Raw genomic sequence first — 15,090 nt, 5'->3', positions numbered from 1 at the left:
CCTGACCCATGACCGATCTTCCGCTCTCCGGCCTGCGCGTGCTGGATTTCGCGCAATTCCTTGCCGGCCCGGTGGCGGCGCTGCGGCTGGCCGACCTGGGGGCGGAGGTGATCAAGATCGAACGGCCCCAGGGCGGCGATCTGTGTCGGTCGATGGTGGTCAACGATCAACGGCTGGACGGCGACAGCCTGGTGTTTCACACCTTCAACCGCGGCAAGAAAAGCGTCACCGCCGACCTCAAGAGGCCCGAGGATCTGGCCGACGTGCGCAGGCTGATCGAAACCGCCGACGTGATGATCCACAACTTCCGTCCCGGCGTGATGGAGCTGATCGGGCTGGGCTATGACGCGGTCAAGGCTCTCAACCCGCGACTGGTCTATGGCGCGGTCTCGGGCTATGGCGCCGAGGGTCCGTGGAAGGACAAGCCGGGACAGGACCTGCTGGTGCAGGCGCTGTCCGGGATTGCCTGGCTAAACGGCAATGACGGTGACGGGCCGGTGCCGACCGGCTTTGCCATGCTCGACGTGGCGACGGCGGGGCAGTTGGTGCAGGGCATCCTTGCCTGTCTGGTGCGGCGCGGGGTCAGCGGCAGAGGCGGGCTGGTCGAAGTCGATCTGATGTCGGCGGCGATCGACATGACCTTCGAGCAGTTCACCTGTTTCCTCAATGACGACAGCGGCCAGCCGCGCCGCCACGCGCAGGGCAACGCCAACCCCTATCAGCCCGCGCCTTACGGTGTGTACCGGACCGCCGATGGCCACATGGCGCTGGCCATGGCACCTCTGGCCAGATTGGCGGAGCTGCTCGCCTGCCCCGAGATCGCGGCCTTCGGACAGGCGCAGGCCTTTGCTCGGCTCAACGAGATCAAGTCGGTGGTGGCCGGCGTTCTCGCGACGCAACCGACGAAGCATTGGCTCGACATTCTCGAACCGGCCGGGCTGTGGTGTGCGCCGGTTCTCGACTGGCCCGCCTTTGCCGCGACCCCGGGTTTCGCGGCGCTCGATCCGGTGCAGGTGATCAGAACCGAAGGCGGTGCCGACGCCAAGACCACCCGCTGCCCGATCCGCATCGACGGCCGGATGCTGCGCAACCCCGTGGCCGCGCCGGCGCTGGGCGCCGACACCGACGCGGTGTTCGGCAGCCTTGTTGCCGCAGCCCGGGCATGAGGCCGCTCGATGGCGTGACAGTGGTGGATTTCAGCCAGTTCCTGGCCGGTCCCTATGCCGCGCTGCGGCTGCTCGATCTGGGCGCGCGGGTGATCAAGGTGGAAAACCCCGACCGTGGCGATCTCTGTCGTCATCACTATGTGTCCGCGACCCGCGTCGAAGGCGACAGCACGCTGTTTCACGCCATCAACCGTGGCAAGGAAAGCCTGACCCTCGACCTCAAGAGCATCGACGGACAGCAGGCGGCGCAAAGGCTTGTCGCCGGGGCCGATGTGGTGATCCAGAACTTTCGCCCCGGCGTGATCGACCGGCTGGGCCTCGGCTATGAGGCGGCGCAGGCCCTGCGGCCGGGGCTCGTCTACGGCTCGATTTCCGGCTACGGCGAGACCTGCGATTGGGCCGGGCTGCCGGGGCAGGATCTGCTGGCGCAGGCGCGCAGCGGGCTGATGTGGCTGAGCGGCGACCGGGGCCAGGGTCCGGTGCCGGTGGGGCTGCCGGTTGCCGATATCGCCGCCGGTGCCTGTCTGGCGCAGGGGCTGCTCGCCGCGCTTTTCCGGCAGGCCCGCAGCGGCGTGGGCGCCCATGTGCAGACCAGCCTGCTGGAAGCGCTGATCGACCTGCAATTCGAATTCCTGACCACCTGGATGAGCAACGGCCAGACCCCGCCGCGCCGGATGCGCCAGGGGTCGGCGCATGGCTATCTCGCCGCGCCTTACGGGGTCTACGACACCGCGGAGGGCTGGCTGGCGCTGGCCATGACCCCGCTGCCGGTGCTGACCGAGGCGCTGGGCCGGCCGGCGCTGACGGCAGAGCTGGACGGGATGGACGGCTTCGCCGACCGCGAGGCGATCCGCGCCGCGGTGCAGGCGGTTTTCGCCACCGGCCGGGCGGCGGACTGGGAAGCGGAGCTTGCGGCCAAGGGCATCTGGTGCGCCCGGGTCCGCACCTGGGAGGACATGATCGCCGAGGGCGGCCCGGCGGTGACCGGAATGCTGCGGCCCGGAGCGGAACTGGCCCGCGTTGCGGCGCCGTTCCGGCTCGACGGTCAGCGTCCGGAGCCTGCCCGGCGCGGCCCGGCACTGAACGAACACGGGCAAAAACTGGCCGCGGAGTTCGGGTTCAGCGCTGCGGCCGCGACAGGCTAATGCGCCGCAACGTTCTTCATCCCGAGCGCCCGGATCTGCTGTGACATCTGCACGAAGGAGCCGTCGACGTGCTTGCGGATCACGGTATCCGCGCGGGCCGGATCATTGGCGCGCAGGGCGACGATCAATTCGTCATGTTCCTTCTTGATCGCCTCGAACCGCGCCGGTGAAATCCGCAGCCGGGCCGCCTGGACGTTGAGCGTGGTGCGCAGGTTGCGCCAGATCTCGGCCGCTGTCTGGTTGTAATGCCCCCGGCAGAAAATCTCGTGGAACTGAAAGTCGAGCTTGCGAAAGGTCCGCTGCTCGGAATGCGGCAGCTCGTGGATCCTGGCCTGGATGCCCTCCAGCTCGTCCAGCAGATCGGGCGGCGCGTAATCGGCGAACCAATTGACGAAATACGGCTCGAGCATTTGCAGGACCTCGAAGATGTTCTGGATCGATCCGGCATCGGTGGGCCGGATCGTGGCGCCGCGGTTGGGATGGATCTCGACAAACCCTTCACCCTGCATCCGGCGCAGAACCTCGCGCACCGGGCTGGTGCTGGTGCCATAGCGCTCGGCGATCTCGGAGACCTTCAGCCGCTGGCCACCGGCCAGACGGCCATCATAGATGTCATCGAGGATCGCATCGTAGAGCGGGAGTTCCGCGGTATCGTCGCCGGTTTTCATGATAATGTCATACTCTTTGGATCAAGCGCCATCATAACGGTCTGCCCCGCCCTGTTCCAGTGGGGCGGGGCCCTTGCTGTCAGATCTCTCCCGCATAGTGGCACAGCACATCGGCGCCGGCGCTGGACTTTGCCGGCGGCCGAGTCTCGCGGCAGAGATCGGTGGCGTGCGGGCAGCGCGGGCTGAAGCGGCAGCCCTTTGGCGGCACGCCGACATCGACCGGCTCGGGTTTGCCGGAGCGACGGCCGCGCTGGCGCGGATCGGCCACCGGCACCGCTTGAAGCAGCGCGCGGGTATAGGGGTGCTGGGGGTTTTCGAACAGGGTTCTTGTGTCGGCCACCTCGACGAACTGGCCGCGATACATCACCGCCACCCGGTCGCAGATATGTTCCACCACGGCCAGGTCATGGGCGATGAACAGAAAGGTCAGCGCGAATTCCTCCTGCAAATCCTGCAACAAGTTCAGCGTCTGCGCCTGGATCGACACGTCCAGCGCCGAAACCGCCTCGTCGGCGACCACCAGCTCGGGGTGCGTCGACAGCGCCCGGGCAATGCCCAGTCGCTGGCGCTGGCCGCCGGAAAACGCGTTGGGATAGCGGTGCATGAATTCCTTGCGCAGCCCGACGTTCTCCAGAAGCTCGGCCACGCGCGCGTTCAGCGCCTTGCCTTTCAGCCCTTCGGTTTTTTGCAGCGCCTGGCCCACCACGTCGATCACCCGCAGGCGCGGGTTGAGCGAGGCCTGCGGATCCTGAAAGATCATCCGCACCTTGCGCCAGACCTGCCGCATCTGCTCCAGCGGCGCATTGGCCAGCTCGACCTCGCCACCCTCTTTCGGCAGGAAGCGGATGCTGCCGGAGCTCGGGTCCAGAACCCGCAGGATGCAGCGGCCGAGCGTCGTCTTGCCGCTGCCCGACTCGCCGACGATGCCGAAGGTCTCGCCGCGCCGCACCTCGAAGGAGACGGAATCCACCGCGACAAAGCCCTGCACCGGGTCCGAGAACCAGCCGCCCTTGCTGCCGCCGAATGACATCGTAAGGTCCTTGACCTCGAGAATGGCCTCAGACATTGGCATGCGCCTCCTCTTCGTGCAGGAAACAGGCCACCTGCCCCGGCCCATGCGGTTTCAGCAGCGGTTCGCGCAGGTCGCAGAGACCCTGCATGAAATGATCGCAGCGGGTGCGGAAGGTGCAGCCCGAGGGCCGCGCCAGCGGATGCGGAACCATGCCGCGAATGGCCGGCAGGCGGGCCCGTGCCGTCACCCCGATACGCGGCACGGAATCGAGCAGCGCCCGCGTATAGGGATGCTGCGGCGTCTCGAACAGCCCGTAGACATCCGATTTCTCGACGATCTTGCCCATGTACATCACCGCCACGTCATCGGCCACTTCGGCCACCACGCCCAGATCATGGGTGATCAGCATCACCGCCATCTGGAATTCCTCTTTCAGCTCGGCGATCAGGTCGAGGATCTGCGCCTGCGTCGTCACGTCGAGCGCCGTGGTCGGCTCATCCGCGATCAACAGGCGCGGCTGGCAGCTCAGCGCCATGGCGATCATCGCCCTTTGCCGCATGCCGCCGGAGAGCTCGAAGGGATAGGCCTCGAACCGCTCGGCCGGACGCGGGATGCCGACGCGGGCCAGCATGTCGATCGCCTCTTCGCGGGCCTCGGCCTTTGAAACGTCGCGGTGCAGGCGGATGGTCTCGGTGATCTGCTTGCCGATCTTCTGGATCGGGCCAAGCGAGGACATCGGCTCCTGAAAGATCATCGCGATGTCGCTGCCCCGGATCGAGCGCAGCTCCTTTGATCCCGCCCGGGCGCGCGCCAGATCGACCGTTCGGCCATCGGCGGAATGATAAAGGATGCTGCCGCCGGTGATCCGGCCCGGCGCGTCGACGATGCGCAGGATCGATCGCGCCATGATCGACTTGCCGCAACCGCTCTCGCCCAGAAGGCAGAGGGTGCGGTTGGGCAGAATGTCGAGATCGACGCCCTCGACCGCCTTGACCAGCCCGTCATCGGTGAAGAAGTGGGTTTTCAGGCCCTTGATCTCGACCAGGGGTTTTGCGGAGGTGTCAGTGTGCATAGGGATCTGCGGCATCGCGAAGGCCGTCTCCTAGAAAGTTGAGGGCAAGCACGGTGACCACGATCACCGATCCGGGCGCGATCAGAAGCCAGGGCGCCTCGATGATGGTGCGGATGTTCTGTGCCTCTTTCAGCAGGGTGCCCCAGGACACGATGGGCGGTTGCAGCCCGATGCCGAGGAACGACAGCGAGGTTTCCGCCAGGATCATCAACGGCACCGCAAGGGTGAGCGAGGCGATGATATGGCTGGCGAAACTGGGCACCAGATGCTTGCGGATCACCTCCCAGTCCGACAGGCCGTCAAGCCGCGCCGCGATGACGAAGTCCTCGTGTCTGAGCGACAGGAACTTGCCGCGCACCTCGCGCGCCAGCGTTGTCCAGCCGATCATCGACACGATCAGCGTCACCACGAAATAGGTGCGCAAGGGCGGCCAGTCGAGCGGGATGGCCGCCGCCAGCCCCATCCAGAGCGGGATCGTCGGGATCGAACGCAGGAACTCGATCAGCCGTTGGATGGCATTGTCGATCCAGCCACCGTAGTAGCCCGAGATGCCGCCCAGGCTGACGCCGACGACCAGCGAGACCGCCACGCCGACCAGACCGATCGACATAGAAATCCGCGTGCCCATGAATATCCGGCTCAGGATATCGCGACCCAGCCGGTCGGCGCCGAAGAAATAGACCCTTTGCCCGGGGTCCGTCGGGCCAAAGAAATGCCGGTTCGTCGGGATCAACCAGAGCAGCTTGTACTCGTACCCTTCGACAAAGAACCCCAGCGGGATCACCTTGGACGGGTCTTCGACGAAATGCCGGCGCATCGCCTCGCGGTCGATCTCCATCTTCAGCCCGCGGGCATGCAGTTGAAAGTCGCGGCCGCCGTCCTCGCCCTCGGTGAAGAAATGGATGCCCTGCGGCGGCGCAAAGGGCGCGCGGGTGTTGGTGTCGAGGTAATTGGCGGGGGCCAGAAACTCGCCGAAGAGCGCGACGAAATAGATGAAACCCACGATATAGAGGCTGACCCAGGCGACCTTGTGGCGGCGGAACTGGCGCCACATCAGGGCCCAGGGCCCCAGGAGCGCCGGGGATTTCACGGATTCGGCCGCCTGAACTTCGGCTGCGGTATCGATGGCTGTCATTGGTAGCGTATCCTCGGGTCGACCCAGGCAAGAAGGACATCGGACAGAAGCGTGCCGATCACCGTCAGCAGGCTGACGATCAGGATCAGCGATCCGGCCAGGTACATGTCCTGCACCAGAAGCGCGCGCAGCAAGAGCGGGCCGGTGGTGGGCAGGTTCATCACCACGGCGACGATGATTTCGCCCGAGACAAGCGTGGGCAGGATCCATCCGATGGTCGAGATGAACGGGTTGAGCGCGACGCGCACCGGGTAGCGCATCAGAAGCTGGAATTCCGACATGCCCTTGGCGCGGGCGGTCACGACATAAGGCCGATAAAGCTCGTCCAGCAGGTTGGCGCGCATGATGCGGATCAGCGCGGCGGCGCCGGAAGTGCCGACGACAAAGACCGGCATCCAGATGTGTTTCAGCAGATCGACGAATTTTGCCCAGGTCCACGGCTGATCGAGGTATTCGGGGCTGACCAGACCGCCGACCGACTGGCCGAAATACTTGAAGGCGACATACATCATCACCAGCGCCAGCAGGAAATTCGGGATCGCGAGACCGACAAAGCCGAAGAAGGTGGCGATGTAGTCGCCCACCGAATACTTGCGCACCGCCGAATAGATGCCGATCGGCAGCGCCACCGCCCAGATGAACCCGAGCGTCAGCAGCGAGATGCCGAAGGTCCAGCCGAGCCGGTCCCAGATCACATCCGTCACCGGCAGGTTCTTTTCAAAGGAAATGCCGAAATCGCCTTCCAGCAGGATGCCGGTCATCCATTTCCAGTATTGCAGATACATCGGCTGGCCTAGGCCGTATTGCGCGCGCAGCTGCTCGACGACGGCGGTATTGTCGACGCCCGCTTCGCCCATCTCGGCGGCGAGGCTGTCGAGGTAGTCGCCCGGCGGAAGCTGGATGATGATAAAGGTCACGATGGAGACCAGGAAGACCGTCGGGATCATGTAGAGAACCCTTCGGAGGATGAAGCCACCCATGTCCGCTCCTTGCGTTTGAGTTCAAGTGGGGCGCCCGGAAGGGAGGATACCGGACGCCCCGTCACTGTACTTCGGATCAGGGCAGGTTGGTGCCACCTTCGAAGTACATCTGCGCGGTATAGGGTGCCGGGAACCAGAGCTGACCGGCGATCGGCAGCGGATCGGGCACGTTGCGCACATTGTTGCGGGCGATGCCGAAGACCGGGTCGTTCTGCACCATGCCGATGGTAAAGAACTGATCCGCAGCCATGTCGAGCACCTGCTGCATCAGCGCCTTCTGCTCTTCCGGCGTGGCCGCGGCGCGGACCTGCCGATAGGTCTCGAAGATGTCCTTGACCTCCTGCGGCGGTTCTTCACCGGTGGTCGGATCGACACCCCAGGCCGCCCATTCCCGGGCCCAGCTCACCGAGTTCGAGATCGTCGGCACGTAGCAGATCGGCGAGGTATAGGCATCCGCCTGCCCGCCCGAACAATTCCACAGATAGGCGTCGAAATCGTTCGAGGTGTGCAATTCGATCAGCCGCGACCGGTCGGTGGCGCGGATCTGGAAGTCGAGCCCCACGTCCCGCGCATAGCCGGCAATCAGCTCCATCGCGTCGGGATATTGCAGGCCAAACACATCGGCGACCAGAAAGATCAGCGAGAAGCGCTCGCCGTCCGGGCCAAGGCGGAAGCCTTCGGCATCCTTCTCGGGCAGCACCTTGTCGAGATATTCATTGGCTTTCTCGACGTCATACTCGGTGTACTGCTTGACGTATTCCTCCTTGTAGAGCTCGGTGCCTTCACGCGGCGCGGTCTGGGCCGCCTCGCCCGCCCCGAAGTAGAGCAGATCGATCACCTCCTGCCGGTTCATCGCGTGGCTGACGCCGATGCGGAAATCCTTGTTGTTGATCACCTCGCGTTTCACCGGATCGGTGTGGTTGAGGTTCATCATCAGGATCATGATGTTGGCCGGAAGATCGCCGACGTCGAAGAACCCGTATTTGCCGCGTTCCATGTTGTCGGTCAGCGAAGCCTTGTTCGACGGCCGGCCGAGGTGGCGCAGCATATAGTCGATCTCGCCGTTGAAGGCCTTGAGCAGGATGGTTTCCACATCCTCGACCTGATCATAGGTGATCCGGTCCATATAAGGCAGTTGCTGCCCTTCGCTGTCGACCTTGTAGTAATAGGGGTTGCGCTCGGCGACCACGCGGTCGGTGGCGCCATAGGCATTGGTCAGATGCCAGGCATGCAGCGTCGGGCGATCCGGGTTCTGCCAGAAAAGCGGCGTGTCCATCGGCCCGGCCTTGAGGTTGAACAGCTGTTTCCAGTCCGCCGCCGCCGGCTCGGCATCGACCAGCGCTTGCAGGTCGTCATTGTATTTCGCATGGAACTGGCTGAGGTAGTGTTTCGGATAGGCGGTCGGGTGATAACCGAAACCATAGGCCAGCGCTTGCAGGAACAGCCCGTTGGGCGCGCCGAAATCGAATTCGACGGTGACGTCGTCGATCTTGCGCACGGTGACCGGGCCGGCCGGACCGATGAAGGTGCTGTCCTTGTTCGGCGTCAGATCGGTGTTGGTAAAGACATCCTCGTACCAGAACATGATGTCATCGGCGGTAAAGGGCGCGCCATCCGACCATTTCATCCCGTCGCGCAGGTGGAAGGTGAACTTCGAGGCGTCGTCGGAGACATCCCAGGACTTGGCGATATTGGGCCGCACCTCGGACCAGTCGGGGGACCAGCGCACCATGTTGTCGCTGCCGATGGTGCGCACCATGTTGTGCTGATCGCCGCCGCCGAGGATGGCGCGACGCAGGGTGCCGCCGTATTCGCCGGGGCCTTCGATGGTGTCCATCACCAGCGGTTCCGCCGGCAGGCGTTCGTCCACCGGCGGCAGTTCGCCGGCAGAAACCTTTTCGTCCAGAACCGGCGCCTGCTCATAGGCCGCGGCGTGGCTGGCGACGGCCATTGCAAGCGCGCTAGCGAGCGTGGTCCATTTCCATCTGTTTTTCATTGGTCTTTCTCCTCCTCCGTTGAAGTGTATCACCAGTTGGTGACAGAGCCGTCCGGCCGCGTCAGATGCGGCGGTTCGACATGGGTGGGCCGGGATGCCCGGATCTTCTCTTCGTCGACCTCGACCCCCAGCCCCGGCCTGTCGGGCACCTTGTAGGTGATGCCGTCGAGCGGGATCTGAACCGGGAACAATTCGGGATCGTGGAAGCCGAGGCTTTCGGTCGGGCCCTGCCGGGTCTCTGCCCAGCTGAAGTTCGGGACCGCCGCGGCCATGTGGACCGTGGCCGCGGTGCAGACCGGGCCAAGCGGGTTGTGGGGCATCAGGTCGATGTAATGCTGCTCGCACCAGCCGGCGACCTTCATCGCCTCGGTAAAGCCGCCGATGTTGCAGATATCGAGCCGCATGTACTGGGTCAGCCCCTCTTCGATGTAAGGCGCGGCCTCCCATTTCGAGGCGAACTCCTCACCCACGGCAAAGGGGATATTGGTCATGCCGCGCAGGGTGCGATAGGCCTGCGGCGTCTGGCAGCGGATCGGCTCTTCGAGAAAATCCAGCGTGCCGGCCGGCAGGCGGTTGCAGAAATCCGCGGTCTCGGCGATCGACAGACGGTGGTGCAAATCGATCCCGAGGCAGAGGTCGGGGCCGAATTCCTCGCGCATGGCGATCAGTTCCTTGGCCGCGCGGTTCAGGTTCTGGCGCGGGTCGAACACCGCGTCGCCGTCGAAATCACCGGTATAGATTCGCAGGCAGTCCCAGCCGGCATCGACCAGCACCCGCGCCTTTGACAGAAGCTCGTCCATGTCCGGTGACTGACAGCTCGGAAAGGTCGGGATCTCGTCGCGCTGCTTGCCGCCGAGAAGCTGATAGACCGGCACGCCCAGCCGCTTGCCGAGGATGTCGTAAAGCGCGATGTCGATGGCCGACATGGCCGCGGTGAACACCCGCCCGCCTTCGAAATACTGGCTGCGGTAGGTTTCTTGCCAGATCCGCCCGATCTGGCGGGAATCCTTGCCCACCAGGAAATCGGCGAAATGGGCAATGGCGGCGGCCACCGCGCCCTCGCGGCAGGACAGGCCGGATTCCCCCCAGCCGTACAGGCCATCCTCGGTCGTCACCTTCACCAGAAGCTGGTTACGGATGCCGACACGGGCGTGAAGCGGTTCTATCGAGGCGATCTTGGTCATCTTGGTCCTTTTCAGTGCCAGCCGACGCGGGGCGCGGCGGGGATCATTGCGGGGCGGTCAGTCGCGATTGTCGCGCAGAGCCGGTCGCGCATGGCGGCGGCTCCGGCATCATCCCAGAGGTTGGTCATTTCGTGGGGATCGGCGGCGAGATCATAAAGTTCGCCCGCCCCGCTATTGAGGTCGACCGAGAGGCGGTGGCTGCGAGACCGCACCGTGCGCAGATCGAGATCGACGCCGCTGCGGGTGGCATCCACCTCCCATTCGTTGTGCGCCACTTCGCGCGCGCCGCCCTGCATCACGTCGGTGAGTGATGTTCCGTCATCGGCGGAGGCGCTCAGCCCGCAAAGCTCGGCCAGGGTGGCGCGGAGGTCGAGGGTCGAGACCGGCGCATCAAGGCGCCCCCGCGTGACCCCCGGCCCGGCCATCACCAGCGGCACCCGCAGCAGACCGTCATAGAGCATCGGCCCCTTCAAGAGCAGGCCGTGATCGCCCAGCCATTCGCCGTGATCCGAAGTGAAGATCACGATGGTGTTCTCGAGCCGACCCGAGGCCTCGAGGTGATCGAGGATGCGCCCGACCTGCATGTCGATGGCGGCGATCATGCCGTAGTAGACCGCGATCACGTCGCGCAGATCCTTGTCCTGCAAGGCATCGTCGTTGCCCCAAAACGGCTGGTCGCCGGCATGCGGCCGCTTCTGGTTGCGCCGCGCCGGGCTTTCGAGAAAGGCGCGGTGCCACCAGGGCCGCCGGTCGAGATCGAGCGCCCGGTGCGGCGGCAGATCGACCTTGGCCGGGTCGTACATCGTGGCCCAGGGCGCCGCCGCCAGGAAAGGCGGATGCGGATCGGGAAAGGAGATCCAGGACATCAGCGGCCGGTCGCGGTCTTCCTCGAGCATGTCGATGGCCCGGTCGCCGACCCAGGCGGTGGAGAACCACTCCTCCGACAGCGCCGAGCGCCAGACCTGCTTGTGCTCGGTCAGCGGCGACACCCGGTCCTTGGCCTGCGCCCAGCGGTCGCCGCCCCTGCCGTCCTGGTCGAGGAAATTTTCGTAGTGCAGCGTATACGGCCGGTCCTTCCAGCCGCAGTGATGGTGCGGCCTGAGCGTGAGATCGACCCGTTCGAAGCCCATGTACGGCCCGGCCCAATCGCCGTCGTAATCCGCGACCGAGCTGTAGCATTCCGCGGCGCCGGTCGGCGCAAAGGTCTCATGTGTCGAAAGATGCGCCTTGCCGATGAAGCGGGTGTCGTGGCCGGCGCGGGCAAACAGTCCGCCCAGCCCCTCTTCGGCAAGCGCCGGATCGAGGTTGCGGCCATTGTCGCGCACGCCGTGGCTGTAGGGCAGCTTGCCGGTCAGGATCGAGGCGCGGGCGGGCTGGCACATCGGATGCGGCGTGATGCAGGTATCGAACCGTGCGCCGCGACCGGCGATCCGGTCGATGTTCGGGGTGCGCACCTGGCGGCCGGCGCCGCCGATGCAGTCGCCGCGCTGCTGATCGGTTGTGATCAAGAGGATGTCGGGCGTGCGGCTCACGGGGCGACCCCCAAGCAGACACACTCTCTCTGTTCGGCCAAGGCCGGTGCAACGCCGTTCATCTCTTCCTCCCGGGATTCGGTGTTCCCCCGGGTTAATAGTTATATGAAGATTTCAAGATAGTCGACGATTTTATTGTGTTCATCGCTCTAAATTTCAAAAACCCTCGACAAACGTAAAAGCCGCCCCGAAGTGGGGCGGCTTTCCAAAAGGCCGGGGCCGGCGGGACCGGCGCTCTGACGCGGGTCGGCCTACCGCCCCATCCAGCCGCCATCGATGGTGAGGATCTCGCCATTGACGTAATCCGATGCGGCCGAGGCCAGGAACACCGCCGGACCCGCGAAATCCTCGGGCCGGCCCCAGCGTCCGGCGGGGATACGTTCGAGGATCGATTTCGATCGCGCGGGATCGTCTTGCAGCGCCTGGGTGTTGTCGGTCGCGATATAGCCCGGCGCGATGGCATTGACGTTGACACCCCTGCCCGCCCACTCATTGGCCAAGGCCTTGGTGAGCTGGCCGACCCCGCCCTTGGACGCCGCATAGCCCGGCACGGTGATACCGCCCTGAAAGGTCAACAGCGAGGCGGTGAAGATGATCTTGCCGGACCCGCGCGCCACCATGCCCCGGCCGATCTCGCGCGACAGGATGAACTGCGCCGAGAGGTTGACCTCGATCACCTCATCCCACCAGGCGTCGGGGTGTTCGGCGGCCGGCTTGCGCTTGATGGTGCCGGCATTGTTCACGAGGATGTCCGGTGCCACGCCATCGCTATCCAGCTGCGCGGCGAAGGCCGTCACCGCCGCGCGGTCGGAAAAATCGCATTGGTAGCCGGTGAAGCGGCGGCCCAGCGCCGTGACCGCCTGCTCCACCTCGGAGCCGGAAACCTCGAGCGAGGCCGAAACACCGACGATATCCGCCCCGGCCTGCGCCAGCGCCTCGGCCATGCCGCGGCCGATGCCGCGTTTGCAGCCGGTCACCAGCGCAGTCTTGCCGGACAGGTCAAAGGATTTCAGAACATCCATGGCTCAGGCCCCCACCTTGATCAGGCTCTTCAGCGCGGTCGGCGAGGCATCGAGCTGTTCGAAGGCCCGCTGGATCTCGGCCAAAGGGCTGACATCGGTGATCACCTTGTCGGCAGCAATCGCGCCCGAGGCCACCAGCGCGATCGCCTTGTCGTAATCCGCCGCCTCGTAGACCCGCGCACCGATCAGCTGCAACTCGCGCCAGAAAAAGCGGAACATGTCGACCTGCGGTTTCTTGGCGTGGATCGCCACCATGCAGATGCGCCCGCGGGTGGCGGCCACATCGGTCATCGCATCGACGCCGGGCTGGCTGCCCGACACTTCAAACACCACGTCGGCACCCTTGCCGCCGGTGCGATTGCCGATTTCGGCAACCAGGTCGGATTTGGCCGGGTTCACCACGTCAAAGCCCATGTCGGCGGCAATCGCCAGACGGTTTTCATTGACCTCGGAGATTACTACCTTGCCGCCCGCCTCGCGCGCGACCATCGCCACCAGTACGCCGATCGGGCCACCGCCGATGACAACCACGTCCTCGCCCGCCGTCAGATCGGCCATGCGGACATCATGACAGGCCACCGCCACCGGCTCGATCAGCGCCGCATGGTCGAGCCGCATGTCATCGGGAAGGGCATGCAGGGTATGGGCCGGCACGTTCCAGACCTCCTGCATCGCGCCATCGGTGTCGAGGCCGAGAAATTTCAGATTGTGGCAGATATGGGTGTGGCCGGCGTCACAGGCCGGGCAGTCGCCGCAATGATCCAACGGCCGCACGACGACCTTTTGCCCCTTCGTGAAGCCTTCGACACCCGCGCCAAGCGCCTCGACCGTGCCCGACATCTCATGGCCGATGATGCGTTCAAATCCGACGCGGGCGTCCATGTTGCCGTGAAAGACATGCATGTCCGTGCCGCAGATGCCGCAAAAGGCGATGCGCAGGGCAACCTGGCCCGGCCCAGGCGCCGGGGCAGGCTTCTGGGCGACGTCAAAGCGCCGGTCGCCCCGGTAAAAGGCGGCATGGATCTGGGTGTCGGTCATCCGGAAAGTCTCCTCTGGTTCGCGCCCGCCATTCACCGGCGGCCAATCTTGATTTATGGTATGACCAAAAATGAGGATGCATGTCAACTCCTCACGATTTTTGCGCGAAATGCCACCTATCTGCCACGCATGGTATTACCAAAATTCTGAGAACTTAAAACAGCAAAGGGGAGCGCAGGCCGTCCGCCCAAGGACGCCACCGCACAGCCAAATTACCGGAGCGCCCGAGACCTAGAGATCGTCGAAAGTATCGCGGACCTGTTTCCACGCCGATTCGAGGTGATCGCGCAGCGCCGCTTCGGCGCGGTCGGGATCGCGGTCGAGGATCGCCTCCAGGATCCGCGCATGCGCCTCGTAGTTCTGCTGGTTGCGCTCCGGCAGCCGTGGCATCTGACGCCAGCGCAGATCAAGCCAGTCGCGAAAGGCGTTGTGGATCGCCGGAAAGATCGGGTTTCCTGGGATCGAATAGAGCACACCATGAAAGGCGGTGTCGGTCTCGTAAAAGGCCAGCGAGTCATCGATGCTGGTGTGATTGGCCTCCAGCGCCTGGCGCAGCCTGGCGATATCGGCCTTGTCGGCCCGGGTCGCGGCCTGGCGCACCAGCCCGGCCTCGACAAAGATGCGGACATCGAAAATCTGGCGCACCCCGCCCGCCTGACCGGTCAGATGGCCAACCAGCCCGCCCAGCACATCCATCACCGTATGGGCATCGGGTTTGCGCACGATCGGCCGGTGACGCGGCTGAATGTCCAGCAGGCCCTTGCTGCCGAGGATCTTGATCGCCTCGCGTGCCACCGGGCGGCTGACGCCCATGGCCTCGACAATGCTGCGCTCGGCCGGAAGCGATTCCCCGTCTCTCAACTCACCCGAGATGATCTGCGCCTCGATGGCGGCGACCACCCGCTCTACCGCGCTTTCGCGCGGCGCGACCTGAGATTCGGAAGAGGCTGGCTGAATGTCGCTCATGCGGATTTATCCCATGTGAATCCAGGCAGAACAAGCTGCGACAATGGACTTACCAAATATCGGAAAGGCGAGCAATATCTTACAATATTGACGTATATGTAGATAATTTGGCGAGACCAAACGAAGGCAGGAGGATAATGTATGCCCAGGATAGAAGCCGTCACCGCCGAATTG

At 64.7% G+C, this 15,090-nt stretch carries 13 protein-coding genes; 2 read left to right on the top strand and 11 right to left on the bottom strand.

All coding sequences use genetic code 11. From position 1 onward, the window contains the following. The first annotated feature begins 8 nt into the window (after nucleotides 1-8). Nucleotides 9-1,166, top strand: coding sequence for a CaiB/BaiF CoA transferase family protein (locus AC0J5K_RS03725; RefSeq protein ID WP_274565603.1), 1,158 nt, complete (start codon nucleotides 9-11; stop codon nucleotides 1,164-1,166). Then, complete coding sequence (locus AC0J5K_RS03720; RefSeq protein WP_274565604.1) at nucleotides 1,163-2,311, top strand: CaiB/BaiF CoA transferase family protein; 1,149 nt, start codon at nucleotides 1,163-1,165, stop codon at nucleotides 2,309-2,311. The genes AC0J5K_RS03725 and AC0J5K_RS03720 overlap by 4 nt, the downstream gene beginning before the upstream one ends. On the opposite strand, the gene AC0J5K_RS03715 is transcribed toward AC0J5K_RS03720, so the two are convergent. From AC0J5K_RS03715 to AC0J5K_RS03665, 11 genes are all read right to left on the bottom strand, one after another. After that, the gene (locus AC0J5K_RS03715) at nucleotides 2,308-2,979 is read right to left on the bottom strand and encodes a GntR family transcriptional regulator (RefSeq protein ID WP_074834481.1); all 672 of its coding nucleotides are present in this window, start codon (nucleotides 2,977-2,979) and stop codon (nucleotides 2,308-2,310) included. The two genes, AC0J5K_RS03720 and AC0J5K_RS03715, sit on opposite strands and share 4 nt — an antisense overlap. Nucleotides 2,980-3,058: 79 nt before the next feature. Then, a complete protein-coding gene (locus AC0J5K_RS03710; RefSeq protein WP_083415910.1) occupies nucleotides 3,059-4,045 on the bottom strand; it encodes an ABC transporter ATP-binding protein in 987 nt (328 codons plus the stop codon). Next, nucleotides 4,038-5,063, bottom strand: coding sequence for an ABC transporter ATP-binding protein (locus tag AC0J5K_RS03705; protein ID WP_420398624.1), 1,026 nt, complete (start codon nucleotides 5,061-5,063; stop codon nucleotides 4,038-4,040). The genes AC0J5K_RS03710 and AC0J5K_RS03705 overlap by 8 nt, the downstream gene beginning before the upstream one ends. After that, entirely contained in the window at nucleotides 5,053-6,198 is a 1,146-nt protein-coding gene (locus tag AC0J5K_RS03700; protein ID WP_274565606.1) for an ABC transporter permease, read from the bottom strand. The genes AC0J5K_RS03705 and AC0J5K_RS03700 overlap by 11 nt, the downstream gene beginning before the upstream one ends. Further along, entirely contained in the window at nucleotides 6,195-7,178 is a 984-nt protein-coding gene (locus tag AC0J5K_RS03695) for an ABC transporter permease (protein ID WP_274565607.1), read from the bottom strand. The genes AC0J5K_RS03700 and AC0J5K_RS03695 overlap by 4 nt, the downstream gene beginning before the upstream one ends. Nucleotides 7,179-7,254: 76 nt before the next feature. Beyond that, entirely contained in the window at nucleotides 7,255-9,174 is a 1,920-nt protein-coding gene (locus AC0J5K_RS03690) for an ABC transporter substrate-binding protein (RefSeq protein ID WP_274565608.1), read from the bottom strand. Between the two features lie 29 nt (nucleotides 9,175-9,203). Next, entirely contained in the window at nucleotides 9,204-10,358 is a 1,155-nt protein-coding gene (locus AC0J5K_RS03685; protein ID WP_274565609.1) for a mandelate racemase/muconate lactonizing enzyme family protein, read from the bottom strand. 11 nt (nucleotides 10,359-10,369) lie between these two features. Further along, nucleotides 10,370-11,890 carry a sulfatase-like hydrolase/transferase gene (locus AC0J5K_RS03680; protein WP_274565610.1) on the bottom strand — a complete coding sequence of 507 codons (1,521 nt, stop codon included), beginning with the start codon at nucleotides 11,888-11,890 and terminating at the stop codon, nucleotides 10,370-10,372. Between the two features lie 251 nt (nucleotides 11,891-12,141). Beyond that, a complete protein-coding gene (locus AC0J5K_RS03675; RefSeq protein WP_274565611.1) occupies nucleotides 12,142-12,912 on the bottom strand; it encodes an SDR family oxidoreductase in 771 nt (256 codons plus the stop codon). 3 nt (nucleotides 12,913-12,915) lie between these two features. Beyond that, entirely contained in the window at nucleotides 12,916-13,950 is a 1,035-nt protein-coding gene (locus AC0J5K_RS03670) for a zinc-dependent alcohol dehydrogenase (protein WP_139211157.1), read from the bottom strand. A 231-nt stretch (nucleotides 13,951-14,181) separates the two neighbouring features. After that, nucleotides 14,182-14,916, bottom strand: a complete 735-nt coding sequence (locus AC0J5K_RS03665; protein WP_074834467.1) for an FCD domain-containing protein — start codon at nucleotides 14,914-14,916, stop codon at nucleotides 14,182-14,184. Nucleotides 14,917-15,090 lie beyond the last annotated feature (174 nt).

The sequence above is a fragment of the Marinovum sp. E3 genome, assembly GCF_055755275.1.
Note: the sequence above shows the minus strand (reverse complement) of the source record. Positions and strands in the feature narration are given on the sequence as shown.